At 69.4% G+C, this 18,753-nt stretch carries 8 protein-coding genes; 7 read left to right on the top strand and 1 reads right to left on the bottom strand.

Annotation, left to right across the window (positions count from 1 at the left end; translation table 11 throughout):
- Nucleotides 1-20 precede the first annotated feature (20 nt).
- The 7 genes from D0B54_RS17480 to D0B54_RS17450 all read left to right on the top strand — a co-directional run bounded on the left by D0B54_RS17480 (nt 21) and on the right by D0B54_RS17450 (nt 17,647).
- The gene (locus D0B54_RS17480; protein WP_117292566.1) at nt 21-12,347 is read left to right on the top strand and encodes a filamentous haemagglutinin family protein; all 12,327 of its coding nucleotides are present in this window, start codon (nt 21-23) and stop codon (nt 12,345-12,347) included.
- A 108-nt stretch (nt 12,348-12,455) separates the two neighbouring features.
- A complete protein-coding gene (locus tag D0B54_RS17475) occupies nt 12,456-12,848 on the top strand; it encodes a CsgE family curli-type amyloid fiber assembly protein (protein ID WP_162932508.1) in 393 nt (130 codons plus the stop codon).
- A gap of 18 nt (nt 12,849-12,866) precedes the next feature.
- On the top strand, nt 12,867-13,292 hold the full coding sequence (locus tag D0B54_RS17470; RefSeq protein ID WP_117292562.1) for a curli assembly protein CsgF: 426 nt from the start codon (nt 12,867-12,869) through the stop codon (nt 13,290-13,292).
- Between the two features lie 60 nt (nt 13,293-13,352).
- Nucleotides 13,353-14,594 carry a hypothetical protein gene (locus D0B54_RS17465; protein WP_117292560.1) on the top strand — a complete coding sequence of 414 codons (1,242 nt, stop codon included), beginning with the start codon at nt 13,353-13,355 and terminating at the stop codon, nt 14,592-14,594.
- Nucleotides 14,595-14,676: 82 nt separating this feature from the next.
- Nucleotides 14,677-15,831, top strand: coding sequence for a CsgG/HfaB family protein (locus tag D0B54_RS17460; RefSeq protein WP_205527159.1), 1,155 nt, complete (start codon nt 14,677-14,679; stop codon nt 15,829-15,831).
- 20 nt (nt 15,832-15,851) lie between these two features.
- Nucleotides 15,852-16,556 (top strand): hypothetical protein, encoded by a 705-nt coding sequence (locus D0B54_RS17455; RefSeq protein WP_162932507.1) that lies wholly within the window; start codon nt 15,852-15,854, stop codon nt 16,554-16,556.
- Between the two features lie 14 nt (nt 16,557-16,570).
- The gene (locus D0B54_RS17450; protein ID WP_162932506.1) at nt 16,571-17,647 is read left to right on the top strand and encodes a hypothetical protein; all 1,077 of its coding nucleotides are present in this window, start codon (nt 16,571-16,573) and stop codon (nt 17,645-17,647) included.
- 75 nt (nt 17,648-17,722) lie between these two features.
- On the opposite strand, the gene D0B54_RS17445 is transcribed toward D0B54_RS17450, so the two are convergent.
- The gene (locus tag D0B54_RS17445; RefSeq protein WP_117292554.1) at nt 17,723-18,691 is read right to left on the bottom strand and encodes a nuclear transport factor 2 family protein; all 969 of its coding nucleotides are present in this window, start codon (nt 18,689-18,691) and stop codon (nt 17,723-17,725) included.
- Nucleotides 18,692-18,753: the final 62 nt, after the last annotated feature.

Raw genomic sequence — 18,753 nt, 5'->3', positions numbered from 1 at the left:
CACGCCGCAGGAGCCTGACCATGACTCGTCCGCAGAACCTCACGAACCCGCGTGACCCGGTGTGGCGGCTGTCGGCCGGCGGCCAGTTGCGGCGGCTGGCGCTGCTCAGCGTGATCGGCATGCCGGCGCTGGTGTCCGCGCCGGCGGTGCAGGCGGGGGCCGGCTTCGGCTCGCCGCAATACTTCAATGCCGCGCGTGCGGCGCAGGCGGCGCAGCCCTCGGCACCGACGCCGGGGTCGCCGACGCAGCCGACGCTGCCCAACGGCGCCTCCTCGCCCCAGGCCGCCGCGGAGCGTGCACAGCGCTCGATCCGCAGCCTGCAGACGTCGCTGCAGAAGATCGATGCGGAGATGGTGCGCCAGCGCGCCGCCGCGCTGAACCCGCAGTACCAGGGCGGCGTGGTGCCCGACGGCATGGCCGCGGGCGGCCTGGTGCCGGCGATCGAGGCGGCTGCGCAGGCCGGCAATGCCAATGCCTGCCTCACCGCCTCGCAGTGCCTCTGGGTCAATGCCGAGCTGCCCACCGAGTCGGTGGCGCAGGGCAAGACCACGGTCGAGGTGAAGCAGACCGCGGAGAAGGCGATCCTGACCTGGGAGACCTTCAACATCGGCGCCAACACCACGCTGCACATCGACCAGCGCGAAGGCACCCAGGCCGACGGCCAGAACGACTGGGTGGCGCTCAACCGCGTCAAGGCCGGCGTGCAGCCCTCGGTGGTGCAGGGTGCGATCAAGGCCGAGGGCGCGGTCTACATCATCAACCAGAACGGCATCCTGTTCGACGGCGGCAGCGTCGTCGACACGCACTCGCTGGTCGCCTCCACCCTGCCGCTGTACCTGCGCGACGGCTCGCAGGGCCTGCGCCAGTCGTCTGCCGCGGACCTGGATTTCAGCAACAAGCTGTTCCTGACCAGCGGCCTGACCTCGCAGGCGCCGGGCACCGCGCAGGGTTCGGTGCTGGGCCTGTCGCAGCGCAGCGGCAGTGCGCTGCTGAGCATCGCCAGCGAGGAACTGCTGGACGAGGCGCTGCCCGGCAGCATCGTGGTCGCGGCCGGCGCGCGCCTGTCGGTCAAGGACGAGGGCTTCGGCCTGCTGGCGGCGCCCAACATCCGCATCGACGGCACCGTCGAGGGCAAGGACAGCCAGCTGGCGCTGGTCGCTGGCGTCGGCGTGCAGCTGCAGCGGGCCACCGCCAGCGGCTCGCGCTACACCGTGGCCTCGGCCGGGCGCATCACCGACGCCAGCCAGGGCAATGCCGACATCACGCCGGTGTTCAGCATCGAGAACAATGGCCTGATCAGCTCGCAGCGCGGCGGCGTGTCGCTGATCGGCACGCGCATCGAGCAGGACGGTGTGATCCAGGCCACCACCAGCGTCTCGCGCCAGGGCTTCATCGACCTCAAGGCCAGCGACAGCACCGAGCTGCAGCGACGCAATGGCCTGGTCAGCTTCAGCGGCGACTCGCTGACCACGATCCTGCCCGACGCGGACAAGTCGCAGACCAATTCCTCCGCCTCGGCCGACGAACAGTTCAAGCCGCTGGGCGTCACCGTCGGCGGCGCTGCCATCGTGCTCGACAGCGGCGCCATGATCGTCGCGCCCGGCCACAGCGTCAGCCTGCAGGCCGTCGCCGAGGACAGCGGTACCGTCGTGCCGGTGGTGGATCCCGACGAGGGGGTCGCCGGCCGCGTCTACATCGCGCCGGACGCCACCATCGACGTCGCCGGCCTGGCCGATGTCTTCGTGCCGCTGGCCAACGTGCTGATCACCGTGCCGCGTCTGGGCCTGAACGAACTGGCCGATTCGCCGCTGCAGCGCGACGGCGTGCTGTTCCGCGCGCCGATCGTTTTCGACAGCCGCGACTTCGGCACCCGCGAGGACGGCGTGCAGTGGGTCGGCACGCCTCTGGCCAACCTGGCCGGCTACGTCGAGCAGGTCTCGCGCGGCGTGCGCGAGCTGCTGACCGACGGCGGCAGCATCAAGCTGGTGGGCAACGAAGTGATTGCCGACCAGGGCTCGGCCCTGAACCTTGCCGGCGGCTACCTGCGCTACGGCAGCGGCATGAGCAATGCCACGCGGCTGGTGACGGCCTCGGGCAGCATCGTCGACATCGCCGATGCCGATCCCAACGTGCGCTACGTCGGCTTTGCCGGCCATACCATCGAGCGCCATGAGCGCTGGAACATCAACGACACCTACCGCGACCCGGTGCTGGCGGCCGGTTCCGCCACGGTGTTCGAGCCCGAGGACATCGCCGGCGGGCGCGGCGGCACGCTGACCGTGTTCGGCCAGACCACCAGCCTGATCGCGGCCGATGTCGACGCCCATGCGGTGTCCGGCCGCCGCCAGGTCAAGTCGGGGCAGCCCACGATCGGCGGCACCCTGCAGTTCGGCGGCAACTTCCTGTCGCAGATCTTCCCCGACCAGCCCAACGCCGCCGCCGGTCCGAGCTTCGTGGTCGTCGAGTCGCTGGATCCGTCGCTGCTGCGCGGGGTCGATGCCACTTCGGATGTCTTCGAGCGTGGCGGCGACGCCGCCGACCTGGCCGACCCGGCCTGGTGGACGCCGGTGGACGCCAGCATGGTGCGCGAGTCCGGAGCCAGCGTGCTGCGCGTCTACGGCGACCTGCCCGACGCCGGTACCATGGGGGGCGAGGTGCGCGTGGTGGATGGCGCCCAGGTCCAGGTCACTCCGGGTGGCCGCGCCACCGGCGACAACGGCGCCAGCATCAGCGGTGCCGTCATCGAGCTGGTCGGTTCGCGTGTGTCGATCGACGGCGACCTCACGGCGCCCGCCGGCCGCATCAGCATCACCGCCACCGGCCGCACGTTCCTGGACGGCTCCACCACCCAGGAGGACGAGGGTCCGGTGACGGGCGACATCGCCGTCAGCGGCGACAGCACGCTGAGCGTGCGCGGCCAGTTCGTCAACGACGCAGGACTGGGCGACGACGAGGCCACCGGCGCCACCTACATCAACGGCGGCTCGATCTCGCTGCGCACCCTGCAGTCCTCGCTGCTCACCGATCCCGGCCAGGAGGAACAGGACGTCGATGGCGACGGCGTCATCGACCTCCCGGCGATCCCGCCGACCGTGCAGAACCTCACCGGCTCGATCCTGCTCGACAGCGGCAGCGTGCTCGACGCCATCAGCGGCGTGCGTGTCGCGCCCAACGGCAAGGTGCAGCGGACCGGCGACAACGTCGTGCGCGGCGTCGGCGGTGCCATCGAACTGGCCACCTACGTCGTCAACGGCACCGCCTTCGGCCGCAACCTGGAACTGGCGACCCCCACCGAGCTGCTCGACGGCGTCGGCAGCATCGAACTGGGCGCCACCCTGCTGGGCTACGGTTTCGAGCGCGGCGGCCGCCTGTCGCTGCGTGCCCCCGGCATCCTGATCGACGGCTCCAGCGGCAGCGACGCCCAGGGCTTCCTCGGCCTGGATCCCGCGCTGTTCAGCGCCGGCGGTTTCGACGGGCAGGGCAATCTCACCACCGGCGGCTTCAGCGCGTTCCGCCTCGACGGCGTATTCGACGCCACGGTCGCTGCCGGCATGGAGGTGGTGGTCAGCCAGCGCAACCTGGTGATCCGCAACTTCGGGCCGGGCGCACCCGACCTGCTGCCCTACGGTCCTACCGGGACCGACCTGGAGGATGCGGTCAAGGCCGGTATCGTCGGCGTCGGCCAGCTCGACGAGATGCACCGCCGTCCGGTGAGCTTCGAGCTGTATTCCGGCGACTATCTCAACTGGGTGGCGGGCGAGCGCAACGGCCTGCTGGTGCCGCCCGACCTCAGCGATTTCGGCGTGACCGGCACCACCCTGGTCGACGAGGGCGCCAGCATCCTGGCCGACGCGCGCTCGCGCGTCGTGCTGGGCTCGCACAACCAGGTGACCCTGCTCGGCAGCATCGTCAGCCATGGCGGCGACGTCACGCTGACGGTCGATACCGCGCGCGGCGGCTACCTCAACAACCCCGGCGTCATCGCCAACCCCTATACCTCCAACAACAAGTCGGTGTTCCTCGGCGTCGACAGCCTGATCGACGTGTCGGGCACCCGGCTGCTCGACACCAGTTCGGTGCCCGCCGGCTCCACCGACATCCCCATCGGCGACGTCATCGACGGCGGCAGCGTCACCCTGAGCGCCGATACCGGCTACATCGTCGCGCGCAACTGCGCCGACACCGGCGACTGCGAGGACTCCGCGGACGCGGCGGCCAAGGCCGTCGCCGCGGCCGGCGACAACGTGCCCAAGTTCGGCGACAACACCGGCGGCAGCGGCGGCACGCCCGACGACGACGACGAGAACCCGGCACGCGGCAACCACGGCGCGCGCATCAACATCTCCGGCAGCAGCGGCATCGTCGGCCTGCTGGCGCCCTGTCCGCGCATCGAGGAAGCGACCCTGCTGTACAGCGACGCCGGGCGCCTGCGCATCGGCGCCGGCTCGGGCCTGTACTTCAACGGCATCATCGACGCGCGTGGCGGTGGCAGCACTTCGCAGGGCGGCTCGCTGGCGGTCACGCCGCTGAACCCGCTGGCGGAGCCGGAGAACGGCTACGTCGGCGCGCGCCGCATGACGCTCGCCGCCCTGAGCGTTGGCGTGCCGGAACTGTTCCAGGAACCCGGCGGCAACGTGACGACGGCACCGCGCGGCGTTATCGCCTTCGCCACCGACGTGCTCAAGGGTTCCGGGATCGAGACGCTGTCGCTGGGCAGCGACCCCAGCCTGTCCAAGGAGCCGGTGCCGATCGACATCATCAGCTCGCTGGACCTGAACTTGGGTCGCGCGCTGCAGATCAACACGATGCAGCTGACCGCGCGGCCGGCGGTACCCGATACCGGCCGCATGAAGCCGATCGAGGTCAACCTGGCCGCGACCTATGTCGCGATCCACGGCTACAGCGAGGACATCGGCGTCTACAACGACTTCGAGGACATCCTCGCACCGGGGCTGGCGGAAACACGCCAGCCGCTGTCGGAGCTGACGATCGACTCGCGCATCCTCGATATCGGTGGCCAGATGGCCATCGAGAACTTCAAGGATGTCTCGATGACCGGCCGCGAGGACATCCGCTTCCTGACGCCGCCGCAGTACAGCAGCTTCGCCACCGGCGGCAGCGGCGAGTACAGCAGCCTGCCGGGCGTGCTGCTGGTGGGCGGCAATCTGACCATGACCGCCAGCCGCATCTACCCGGCCACCGGGCAGACCCAGATCATCATCGCCGACAACCACCTGCGGCGCAGCGACCTGGAACTGGTGATCAAGCCGACCCAGCGCGATCCCGACACCGGCGAGCCGCTGACCACCCTGGCCACGATCTACGAACCTTCGACCGCCGTGGTGCGATTCGAGCGCATCGCCGGCGCCACCAGCGGCGACAAGCCGCTGTCGGTCGGCGGCCGCCTGATCGTCACGGCCGTGGACATCCTGCAGAACGGCGCGCTCTACGCGCCGGGCGGGCAGATCCAGCTCGGCATCGCCGGCGACGAAATCCTCGAGGGCGTCAACGACGATTCGCAGGTATTCAACTACGACCTGCTGCCGTACTTCCGCTTCGCGCTGCCGACGGTGACGCTGGACAACGCCTACCACTACGAACTGCGCGCGGGCGAGACTGCCGCCGACAGCTACGAGGACCTGGTGTTCGCCGACCCGGACGACACCGGCGACATCACCGCCTACGACGGCCCGGTGAAGACCCAGGCCGGCATCGAGACCATCACGCGCAAGGTGCAGTTCGGCGCCAACAGCCTGACCTCGGTCTCGCTGGCCGGCCTGGTCGTGCCCTACGGCCGCACCGTCGACGGCCTCAACCTGGTCTACAACGGCACCGGCGACTACAAGGCCAGCGTCGACGACCTGGCGCAGTCCCCGAACAAGCGCATCGGCGCGGTCGGCGCCAATGTGGACGTCAAGGACGGTGCCCGCATCGACATCAGCGGTGGCGGCGACCTGCTGGCCACCGAGTTCGTCGCCGGCACCGGCGGCTCGCGCGACGTGCTGTCGACCACCAACGTCTCCTTCACCGGTGGCGAGGAGCGGCTGGCCTCGCTCTACCCGGACGGCCGCGACGTCTACGCGATCGTTCCCGGCTACGACGGCGTCGCGCCCTTCGATCCGGAGTTCACGCGGCGCGATCCGGACGGTGCCGGCGGCACGCAGATTTCGGCCAGCGAATCGACGCGTGCCCCGCTGGTCGGCCGCGCCGTGTTCCTCAGCGGCATTCCCGGCCTGCCCGAGGGTGTCTACACCCTGCTGCCCGGTGCCTACGCCAACCTGCCGGGCGCTTTCCGCCTGGTGCAGGACACCCGCGCCGGCGCCCAGGACGTCATCGCCTCCACCACCAACCAGAAGCTGCCGGACGGCACGCTGCAGGTCGCCGGCCACTACACCGACAACCTCAGCGGCGCCCGCGACGCGCACACCACGACCTTCCTGGTGCAGTCGCGGCCGGTGTGGTCGCAGTACTCGCAGTACGACGTCAGCAGCCTCAACAGCTACTTCACCGCCCAGGAAGCGGCCAGCGAGCGCGCCCTGCGTGCTCCCGCCGATGGCGGCACGCTGGCGCTGGCCGGCGTCAATCGCCTGACCCTCGACGGCAGCATCATCGGCAAGGCCCCGCAGGGCTTCAGCGGGCCGGAGCTGCAGCTGTCCGCGCCGCGCATCCAGATCGTCGACAGCGGCGACGCGGGCGCAGGCATCCTGACGCTGGACGTGGATCGCCTCAACGCACTGGGCGCCAGCCGCCTGCTGCTGGGCGCCACCGGCGGCCCCACCGACGACGGCATCGAAGAACTCTACGTCGGCGCCGACACGGTGGTCGCGGCCAACAGCACGGCCCTGCGCGCAGGCGAGATCGTCCTGGTCGCCAGCGGCGACAGCAGCGGCGACGGCGTGGTGGTGCAACAGGGTGCAAGGCTGGTTGCCGACGGCACCGCGACCGGCCGTCGCGGCAACGAAATCTCCATCGGCGGCGAAGGCACGCGCCAGCACCAGGCGCTGGATCCCGACGATCCCGCCAGCGGTGCCGTCATCGACATCGACCCCGATGAGGCGAACGTCAGCGGCAATGGCGGCTTCCTGCGGCTCTCGGCCGACCGCCAGGTCACGCCGGGCCGCAATGTCGTCTCCGGCATCGACGGGCCCGAGGACGAGGTCGCCTTCGGCGCCGTCACCATCGGTGCCGGCGCGCTGCTGTCCGGCAGCGGCTCGGTCAGCCTCGACGCCACCGGCGGCGTGATCCTGGCATCGAGCGCCGACATCGAGGGCAACGCGTTCTCGGCCAGCACCCGCAACATCACCCTGTCCGCGGGCGACGCGGCCTCCGGCGCCGGCGACCTGCTGCTGGGCAGCACCCTGCTGCAGCAGCTGGCCGGCATCAACGAGGTCTACCTGCAGGCCAGCGAGGGCGTGACCTTGCTCGGCGACGTCGACCTGCGCGCGCGCCAGCTGGTGGAGATCATCGGCGGCCAGGTCATCAGCGACGGCGGCGACGCCGTGATCGAGGCCGGACGCGTGGTCTTCAGCAACCAGCAGGGTGCCTTCGCCTACGGTGCCGGCGGCCTCGGCACGATGACGGTCAAGGCCGACGAGATCGAACTGCTGGGCGATCGCAGCACCCCGGGTTCCAGCTTCGGTTTCGACGGTTTCGGCCAGATCGACCTGCAGGCGCGCCGCGCGGTGCTCGCCGCCGGCAAGGGCACGCTGCTGTTCGGCGGCGCCAACCTGACGCTGGACACGCCGGTATTCGGCACCGTGGCCGGCGCCGACCTGGCGCTGTCCGACATCTCCCGCCTGCAGGGCCGCGGCGCGCAGGCCAACCCGGCCGGCAGCGCCAGCGAGGGCCTGGGCGGCTCGGTGTCGCTGGAGGCCGACAGCATCGACTGGAACACCACGGCGCGCGCCAGCGCCGGCAGCATCCGCTTCGACGCCGGCGGCGACATCCTGCTGGGCGCCGCCGCGCGCCTGGAGGCGGGCGGGGCCGTGTTCTCTGCCTACGACCGCAAAGTGGCACTGGCGGCCGGCCAGATCGAGCTGCACAGCGGCCAGGGCCAGGTACAGCTGGGCGCCGGTTCGCGCCTCGACGTTTCCGCCGGCGCGGCCGGCGGCGACGCCGGCCAGATCATCCTGCGCAGCGACGCCAGCTCCGTCACGCTGGCCGGCGAGCTGCGCGGCAATCGTGCCGCCGGCTTCGATGGCGCGTCGCTGCAGGTGGACTCGCGCAGCGCCATTGCCCTGGACGACCTTGCCACGCGCGCCGCCGCGGGCGGCATCGACGGCAGCATCGCCCTGCGCAGCGGCAGCGGCAACCTCGATCTCTCCGCCGGCAGGACCCTGTCGGCCGACCGGGTGCAGCTGGTGGCCGATGGCGGCCGCGTGCGCATCGACGGCACCATCGACGCTGCCGGCGCCGAGGGCGGCGACATCGCGCTCTACGGCCAGCGCGCGGTCGAGATCAACGGCCAGCTGCTGGCGCAGGCCGCGACGGCGGCGGCGGATGGCGGCCGTATCGAGATCGGCGTCGGCACCGGCAACTCCTCCGCGACCGATGCCGACCATGGCTATCGCGCGGTGGGCGCGGACCAGGCCGGGCGCATCGACATCGCCGCCGGCGCGGTGCTGGATGTCAGCGGTGAAGACGGCGAGATCAAGCTGCGGGCGCCGGTACTCGACGATCATCGCGTACCGGTCACCGTGGCCGCGGGTGCAACGATCCGCGGCGATGCCGACCCCGAACTGGAGATCTATGCGCGCTGGGATGCGGCCGACACCAGCACCGGTGCCCGGCACTTCAGCGGCGTGATCGATCCCTCCGGTGTCGCGGGGGGTGGTGGCACCGGCGACAACGCCCGCTTCATCACCGAAACCCTGATGGACTACGTGCGCTCGCCCGGCTGGCAGATCGACAGCACGCTGGGCCAGGCCGCCGGCTGGCAGCGTCGCGCCGGCATCGACCTGAGCAACAGCGGCGGCGACATCGACGTGGCCAGCGACTGGAACCTCGCGGCCGGCCACCTCGGCGCCGACGGCAATCCGGTGCTGGACTTCCGTACCGACGGGCTCGCGCCGACGATCAGCCTGCGCGCCGCCGGGGACGTGCGCATCGGCGCCTCGATCAGCGACGGCTTCTACCAGACCGTCAACCCCTTCAATCCCGCCGCGGCCGCCAGCGACGTCGACAACTCGCTGGCGCCGGTGGCCAGCGGCAGCAACCCGCTGCCCCTGGCCACCGCCTCGCTGCTCGGCACCCAGGGCGGCAAGGCCTACGACTCGGCCTCGCTGCGCATCGTCGCCGGTGCCGACACCGGCAGCGCCGATCCGCTGGCGCTGGCCGCCAACCGCGCCCCGAACAAGGGCAACGTGATCCTCAGCGGCCACCAGACCGCGAGTTCCAACGCCCCCGGCAACGAGGGGCGGCAGATCGTTACGCCGACCATGGTGCGCACCGGCATCGGCAGCATCGACGTGGTGGCCGCGCGCGACATCCTGATCACCGACACCCAGGCGCCGGGCGTGATCTACACCGCCGGCCACGCCGGCATCGAGGGCGTGGTGCGCCCGTCGCAGACCGCGCTGCAGGCGGCGGCCGGCGGCCAGGCGCCGGTGCTGGACACCGGCAACGTGCAGCCGCGTGACGCCGGCGACCTGCGACTGAGCGCCGGCCGCGACATCGTCGCGGTGACCACGGTCACGGACTCCGACGGTTCGCGCACCGGCGCTGCCGGTACCGACCTGAGCCAGGCCTGGTGGCCGTGGATGCAGTCGTCCTGCTTCACCACCGCGGTGGGTTGCGGCGCGCGGCCCGATTCCAGCTCGATCAACTTCGGCATGTTCGCGCAGGGCCTGCTCAGCATGGGCGGCGACGTCAGCATCCAGGCCGGCCGCGACGTCAACTCGCTGTCGGTCTCGATGCCCACCACCTGGACCCGTGCCGGCGGCCAGCGCGAAGACAGCATCGGCGGTGGCGGCGAGCTCGAGGTGACGGCCGGCGGGGACATCCGCGGCGGCTCCTACTTCGTCTCCAGCGGCGGCGGCGAATTGCGCGCGCTCGGCGTGATCGCCGATTCGGTGATTGCCCTGCAGGACGCGAAGATCGGTGCGGAGGCAGCGCAGGGGATCAGTATCGGCGGCGTCTTCAACCCTTCCTACCTGTTCACCAACTTCGACGCCAACGCCTACAGCGCTGCGTCGGCGGTGCGCCTGGTGACGGCGGCCGGCGATGCGCGCCTGGGCACGGCGGCCGTGCTGCCCGGCAGCCGCTACGGTTCGGTGCCGGGTGTCAGCCGCAGCCTGGTGCAGGATGGCGCCTTCTACGTGCTGCCCGCCCACCTGTCGGTGGCGGCGGCCAGCGGCAACCTGATCCTGAGCCGCGGCGGTGAACTGTTCCCCTCGGCCGACGGCCAACTCGAACTGCTGGCCCAGCGCAACATCACGCTGCAGGGCCGCAGCAACAGCGGCGAGCGCCTCGGCCTGATCGATGCGCTGGCGAGCCTGCTGCCGTCGATCGACAACCCCTTGCCCCCGGCCGCGCTGCCCGCCACCGGCAGCTACATCGACCAGGGCCCGCAGTCCAACTTCCTGCTGCGCGACCCGGCGCTGCTGCATGCGCACGACACCGAACCGGTGCGCATCTACAGCGTCGCCGGCAGCCTGCTCAACGGCTACCGCGCCACCGATGCCGCCGTGGCCGCCGATCCCGACGGCGTGCCGCAGTACGTCGGCAGCGGCAGCGGCCTGCGCCTGCTGCTGGACAAGCCGGCGTCGATCCGCGCCGGCCTGGACATCGTCAACCTGTACTTCTCCGGCCAGAACTTCTACGACAGTGACATCACCACCATCGCCGCCGGCCGCGACCTGCTCGATCCGGCGCTGCAGCGCACGCGCTTCGTGCCGCTGATCGAACTCGGTGGCCCGGGCACGCTGGCGGTGTCGGCGGGGCGCAATATTGGCCCGATCACCTCGGCGGGCGACGCACGCGACGCCGGCTACCTGTTCAAGGGCAGCGAGCAGTTCCCCGGCATCCGCACCGTCGGCAACAGCAACAACCTCTACCTCGACCGCAGCGGCGCCGACATCTCGGTGTCCTACGGCATCGGGCCGGGGATGAAGCTGGAGGCGTTCGCCGAGACCTACATCAACCCGGCGGTCAACCATGACCCGCTGAACGAAAAGGACCTGCTCGGCACGCCGGACTACAGCGGCGCGCTGCTGGCGTTCGTGCGCCAGCAGCTGCTCGACGCGCAGCGGCGCGACGGCCAGGACCGCAGTGCCCAGATCGCGGCGCTGAATCCGGCCGCGGCCTGGACCGTGTTCAAGGGCCTGGCGCTGGAGCAGCGGCAGAAGTTCGTCGGCACCGTGTTCCTCGACATCCTCAACCAGGTGGGCCTGGACTACAACGCCGTGACCCGCCGCGTGGTGGACCGCAATCACCCGCAGGGTGTGGAGTACAACGCCGACAACATCCTTTACGCCGGCCAGTATCGCCGCGGCTACCAGGCCATCGAGAACCTGTTCCCGGCGAGCCTCGGCTACACCCAGAATGCCCTGGACGGCAGCCGCAACGGTGCCCTCGTCACCCGCAGCACCGGCACCCTGGACATGCGCGGTTCGACCGTGCAGACCCGCTTCGGCGGCGACATCGACATCCTCGGGCCGGGTGGCCCGCTCCTGATCGGCAGCACCAGCGCGCCGCCGTTCACCGCGGAGACCGGCAATACCGCGGCGGTGGGCCCCAGCTCGCAGGGCATCCTGGCGCTGCAGGAAGGCGCGGTGCGGCTGTTCATCGACCAGAGCGTGCTGCTGGCGCAGAGCCGCGTCTTCACCCAGCAGGGCGGCGATCTGCTGATGTGGAGCTCCAACGGCGACATCAACGCCGGCAAGGGCGCCAAGACCAGCTCCTCGATCCCGCCGCTGGCGTTCAGCTGCGACGACAACCTGTTCTGCACGGTCGATACCCAGTCGCAGGTCAGCGGTGCCGGCATCGCCGCGCTGCAGAGCAAGCCGGGCCTGCCGGCCGGCAATGCCAACCTGGTGGCGCCGGCCGGCACGGTCGACGCCGGCGACGCCGGCATCCGGGTCTCCGGCAACCTCAACGTGGCGGCCCAGCAGGTGGCCAACGCCGACAATATCCAGACCGACAGCGGCAGCTTCTCCGGACAGGCTCCCGCTGCCGACGCCGGCACGGCCGCGGCGGCCAACGCGGCGGCGGCAGCGGTGGCGGCTTCCGCCGAACAGGCCACCGGGGGGCGCAAGCGTGATGGCGAACTGGAGCTGTTCGTGGAAATCCTGACGCCAGCGGCCTCTTCGGAGTGCGAGGCGGGCAAACCGGGCAAGGACTGCCTCTGAGGATCGATTCGGCGCCACCAGATTCTTCTGTTTGCCATGCCCATGCAACATGAGCCTTCTACATTGCCGCTGCTCGGCCGCGTACAGGTCGGGCAGGGGAACCGGAACATGGGGAAAGGCTTGCTCGCGGCGTTGCTGTGCGCCGGTCTGTTGCTGTCGCCGGCACAGGCCGCGGACATCGACATTCCCGGCGTGCTGACCAACGAAACGCGGACCTTCGCCGGCCGCGAGTTCTATGACGCCTTCGTCGAATCCTGGCAGGCCCTCGATCCGGACGGCCAGTACGGCCTGGTCGTCAGCGAGAAGCCGGCGGCCCGGTTGGGGTGCCAGATGAGCGTCAGCTACCGGGGCTCCCTGTTGTACCAGCGCTTCATCGGCTTCAACGGCCGCGTTGCCCGCGCCGCCGCCCTCGATGCGGCGCGGCGCGTCCACCAGTCCGTGATGGCTAGCGAGCTTGACAGCATGGCGGGTGATTCCGAACTGCGTGGCGACGGTTTATAGAATTTTTGAGCGGACAGCATGAAACGAACGATACGCCTGACCTTTGCCGCGCTCTGCGCGCTGCCTGTGTCCGCCGCACTGGCGGCACCCCTGGTCTACGTGCCGGTCAACCCCAGCTTCGGCGGCAATCCGCTCAACGGCTCGGTGCTGCTCAACGAGGCCCAGTCGCAGAACGACTACAAGGCGCCGGTTGCCCGCCGCAGCACCGCGGATCGCCTGGAGGCTTTCAACCAGGCACTGCAGAACGCCGTGCTCACCCGTGTCCAGTCCGCGGTGATCCGCCAGATCGTCGGTGTCGACGGTGGCCTGATCCCGGGCACGGTGACCACGGAGGATTTCATCATCACGGTGGAGGACCTGGGCGAGAGCATCAAGGTCACCACCACCGACAGGAATACCGGTCAGACGACCAGCTTCACTCTCGAAAAGACTGAAGCGCTTTAAGACAGAACCCCGGCGGCACCCTCCCACACCTTGAGTGTTTGAATTACCAGGAGCTTATCCATGTTCAAGAAGCATTCCATGGCGCTTGTGCTGGGGGCGATGTTCGTGGCCCCGGTTGCATTCGCCGACGAAACCTCGACCGAGGGCGTCATCTACCAGGCTGACCAGACCGGCAATACCGCGTCTATCAACCAGATCGTGACCGAGGGCGTGCCGCAGGCCGCCGCGATCATCCAGACCGACCTGAACGTCAACGGTACCACCGACAACAACAACTATGCCGCCGTGCTGCAGGGCATCGGCAGCGGCGACGCCGGCGTGACCATCGCCGACGACGGCACCACCGCGAGCAACGCCGCCACCGACGGCGCCGCCGCCATCGCTGGCGCCGCCGAAGTGCTGCCGCCGCTGGTTTCCAGCCTGGCCGACTACGTCGACGAGCGCAGCGGTGTGGCGCCGTACGCCTACACCTTCCTGGGCGTGGACTCGAACAACTACGGCCTGGTCTTCCAGGACCACCAGCAGGCTTCGCAGGCGCTGGTCGTGCAGGCCCGCAGCGACGAGACCGACGCCATCATCCCGAACCAGGCTTCGCTGATCAGCGCCGACATCGTCGCCAACGACGGTTCGCCGACGGTCGACGGCACGGTGCTGGCCACCCTGCAGAACCCGTCCTCGGGCAACGACACCATCGTGACCTACACCGCCGGCGAGCTGCTGGTGAACTATGACGGTGCCAACGACCTGCTGCTGGGCGAAGCCGCCTACGTCGAGCCGGACAACGTCAGCGGCAACCTGGCGTTCGTCACGCAGGGCGCCCTGCTGACCTTCAACACCCTGAACGAGGGCACCGACGACTTCGCCGACCTCGAAGACGCCTTCACCGGCGGCGACGACGCGCTGAACAAGGCGCTGGTGATCCAGGCCACGGTCAACTCCTACGCCTTCATCGGCCAGCACGGTCAGCGCAACAACTCGATCATCGTGCAGAACAGCGATGGCGACGGCAACAACGTGGCCGAGTCCTACCAGTACACCGACGCCGATGGCGACATCGTGACCGACAGCTACTCGTTGATCGCGCAGTCGGGCAACTTCAACATCGCGCAGGTCTACCAGGCTGGCCTGGAAGACACCTTCAACTCGTCGTACCTGTTCCAGTTCGGCGACGGCAACATCGCCAACGTCGACCAGCTCGGCCAGCAGGCGGTGTCGTTCGTCTACCAGAGCAACAACGCCGCCGGTGGCGACTTCGGCCTGGGCAACTACGCCAGCGTCTACCAGCACGTGTCGCCGCTGTAAGAAGTTCTCCGTCTCGTAAAAGCTGCAGTAAACAAACCTCCCCGGCCGGAAAGGCCGGGGAGGTTTACATGTCTCAAAGCCAATGAAACGAATTCTCCAGATTCTGGCCCTTGTCGCGCTCGGCGCGACCAGTGGCTGTGCCGCCTATCTCAGCAAGGCGCCGGAAGGCACCAAGCTTGCGGCGGACGTTGCGCCGCGTACGCAGAAGACCGACGAGCTGCGCCATCTGCCGCAGCCGAAGGGACCGATCAGCGTGGCGGTGTACGGCTTTCGCGACCAGACCGGCCAGTACAAGCAGGCCCCCGACAGTTCTTTCTCCACCGCCGTTTCGCAGGGCGGTGCCGCTTACCTGATCCAGGCACTGGCCGACTCCGGCTGGTTCGCCCCGGTCGAGCGCGAAGGTCTCAACGACCTGCTCACCGAGCGCAAGATCATCAAGTCCGGCGAGTCGACCCCCCCGGCGGGCAACGGCAACGGCGGGCTGCCGACGCTGGTGCCGGCCAACCTGATCATCCAGGGTTCGGTGATCGGCTATGACTTCAACGTCGCCACCGGCGGCATCGGCGTCAAGTATCTCGGCATCGGCGCCTCGCACCAGTTCCGCAAGGACCAGGTGACGGTGAACCTGCGTGCCATCGACACCAGCAATGGCCGCGTGCTGCACAGCGTCAGCACCACCAAGACGATCTACTCCACCCTGATCCAGCCGGGCGTCTACCGCTTCGTCGCCTACAAGGAATTGCTGGAGATGGAAGCCGGCTACACCAGCAACGAGCCGGTACAGCTGGCGATCCAGGAAGCGATCGAGGCCGCGGTGATCTCGCTGGTGGTCGACGGCATCATGAAGAAATCCTGGGTCCTGGCCAACCCCGGGGATATCCAGAACCCGGTGATCCAGAGCGTCTACGCCAAGCTGCGCAACCGCGACGTTGCGGCGCTGCAGAAGGCCCCCGCGCCGGAAGTGCCGAGCTTCCTGGGTTCCGACCTGGACATGCCGATGAAGCTGCCGGAGCCGAAGCCGGAGCCCCGCGCCGCCGTGCCGGCCGCTGCGCCGGTGGCAATCGCGCCCAGGGTCGAACCGGTCGTGGCACCGGTGCCGAAGGCAGCCAGCGCCGACGAGGCGATCGGCGCGATCGTGCGCAAGCGCAAGGGTGACGCCAGTCCCGCAGCGGCGGCGCAGCCGGCCGCCAGGCCGTCACGGCCGCAGGACAGTTTCGTCGACGCCGGACGCGAATGAAGCCCGAGAGGAGTCGCCACATGAATGCGCACAGGATCCTGGCGGGACTGGCATTGCTGGCTGCCACGGGCGCGGCACAGGCCGACCCGTTCGCCGAGATTCTCGCGGCGCGCAACCAGTTCATCGACAACGCGCCGATCCAGGTCGATCCGCCGGAGCCGCGGGACCTGGAATCCTTCCTGTTGAGCCAGTCGCCCAGCATCACGCTGGCACTGATCAACCAGGTGGAGGGCAGCGGCAACCGCGCCGAGATCGAGCAGCAGGGTGGCGTCCAGAACATCGTCGCGGTGTTCCAGGGTTTCGGCGACGACAACCAGGCCCGCATCGGCCAGACCGGCAACGGCAACTTCGCCCTGCTGACGCAGAGCGGCAGCCAGAACCAGGTCACTTTGCTGGACCAGCTCGGCAACGACAACATCGCCCGGATGCTGCAGGAAGGCAGCGGCAACCTGGCGCAGGTCAACCAGTACAACGACCGCAACATCCTGACGCTGCAGCAGCTGGACGGCTACAACAACGCACTGGTCAACCAGTACGGCGACACCGACCTGACCATCACGCAGACCAACCCCGGTGGTTCGGGAGCCTCGGTCAACGAGTTGTCGGTGGCAGCCCACGTCGAGCCGGGCTACACCTCGAACTTCGGTCCCATCGTGCTCGACGGTGCGGGCCAGACGGCGATGACGCTGTGCAGCGGCAGCGCTGCCTATTGCGCGCAGTATTGAAGGCCGCGACGGCAATGGCGGATATCCAGCGAGCGGGAATCCTGCGGTCCGGCGGTCCGGTGCGGATGCTGCGCCTGGCGGCCTGCACCGCAGTCGCCATCGTCGCGGGCTGCGGTGGAGGAGACGATGCTCCGGCGGCGGGCCCCGTGGCCACGCGCGACGATGCACTGCGCGCCGCCAGCGTGGTCCTGGGTCTTCATGCGGTGCTGGATCCCAGCTCCGGCGATCTGGTTCCCTTTCCGGAGCCGCGGGTCTCGGCGCGCAGCACCGCCAAGGCCATGGCGCGGAGCGAGCCGGAGGTCAGCGAATGCGACCTCAACGGCAAGCGCGTCGATCGCGACACGACGGGAGTCCGCAACTTCACGCTGTTTCGCGGAACGGCCGGCGCAGAGTTGCCGGTCGACGGCAGTGGCGCGGAAACCCTGTTCGCCGATTGCCAGGAGGAATATGCCGCCAGTGACTTTTCGAGCGGAAACCTGACGCGCGACGGGTTCCTGGAAACCGGCTCGGGGCTCGACGACCAGGCGGACAGCTATGCCTGGGTGGTGCTGGGCCGCGACAGTCGCCCCTATTCGGTACGGTTCGATGAACTGGACGAATCCGGGACGCCGGTCGGCCGTTCCCGCTACACCGCCTCCGGCGTGATCGAGAACGGCGATATCCTGCGCTTCGACGAAGAGGGCGAGGTCGTCGAGGCGTACATCGAAAGCCGTTTCCGCAACCTGTCGCTGAGCTTCGCCGAGAGACGCGGCGCGGCCGCGACGCAAACGCTGCAAGCCAGGCTCGGCACACCGGCCCGCTCGTTTTCCCTGAAGCGCGACGAGGAGGGCGGCGTTCGCATCGAAGGCCCCCTGACGTTCACGTCCACGCGGCAGGGCTGCGTCGGCGGGGAACTGGAAGTCGAAACCCGGTCGCCCTTGCAGGGCGACGCCGGGATTGTCGCCGGCGAAATCGTACTGAGTTCCTTGAACGTGAGCGCCCGCCTGAAGTTCAGGGAAGACGGCGGGGTCGATATCCGTATCGGCGATGGCGCGGCGCAGACCGTGTCCGCCGAAGAATTCGAAAGCGCGCTCGCCGACGGCGGCTGCTGACCGATCCCGTTGTAACGGCAAGGCCGCTGGGCAGCTTCTCCTGCCCAGCGGCCTTGCCGTTTGTCACGGCGTACTTCAGGGGTTCGTGTTGCGCTCGGCGGCGATCATCCAGCTGCCCGCGATCTTGCGCATGTCCAGGGTCTTGATCACGACCTCCTTGGACAGGTCGGACTGATAGCTCTGGCGGAAGCTGATGCGCGCCTGCTGTTCGTTGAGCATGGCCAGCTTCACCTCTTCGATCTTCAGGTTGATCTTCTTGGGCTTGACCATGCTGGAGCGGCGCTGTTCGATCCACTTCGTCAGGGGCATGCCGCCCGGCGGCGTGAAATCCCCGGCGTAGTGGCCCAGGTGGCGCTTCACGTCCTGCTTGATCCAGGCGTCGGCCCAGTCGCGCACGGAAGCCGCCACGTCCTTGCCCGCGGCCTGGAGATCGGCCTGCGAGGGCGCGGCCACGGGCGGCGTCGCTGCGGGAGATGCGCTCGCCTCGGCGGCGGCGGGCTCCGTGGCGGCGGCGGGAGTGGCGGCGGCAACCGGGCTCGCCGGCGCGCTACCCTGCAGGCTGCGCAACAGTTCCAGCTTGGCCTGCGCGACGGTATTGCCCGGGTCCATCGCCAGCAGCTTCTGGTAGGCCTCGCCGGCCAGCGCCAGGTTGACGTCGGCGAGGTTCTGCTGCGCCGAGCTGTACTGCGGATTCTTCGACAGGGCGGTTTCGAAGGCGGTGCGCGCCTTGGCGTAGTCGCCCATGCCGGCCAGCAATACGCCGAGGTTGTTGTAGGGCTCCGGGTAGCGCGGCTGGTCCTTGATCAGGTCGGTGAAGGCGCGGATCGCCTCGGGCTTGCGGTCGAGCCGCGACAGCGCCATGGCGCGCATGAAGCGCGCCTCGGCATCCTTCGGGTTGCCCGCAAGCCAGGTATCGAGCTGCACCAGGGCGATGCCCGCGTCGCCGGAGGCGATCAGCTGCCGGGCGTCCTGGACGACGGTCGCCGCCCCTGCGGATGAACTGAGGGCAATGCCCAGGAAGACGGCAGCGAGCTTGAATTTCATCGGGACGATCTGGCGGGAGCGATGGAAAAAGCGCCGGGCGCCCGCCGCAACTCGCGGAACGC

Origin of the sequence: Solimonas sp. K1W22B-7 (genome assembly GCF_003428335.1) — a bacterium.
In the GTDB taxonomy this organism is placed as follows: Bacteria; Pseudomonadota; Gammaproteobacteria; order Nevskiales; family Nevskiaceae; genus Solimonas_A.
This window is presented reverse-complemented; position numbering and strand designations above follow the sequence as displayed.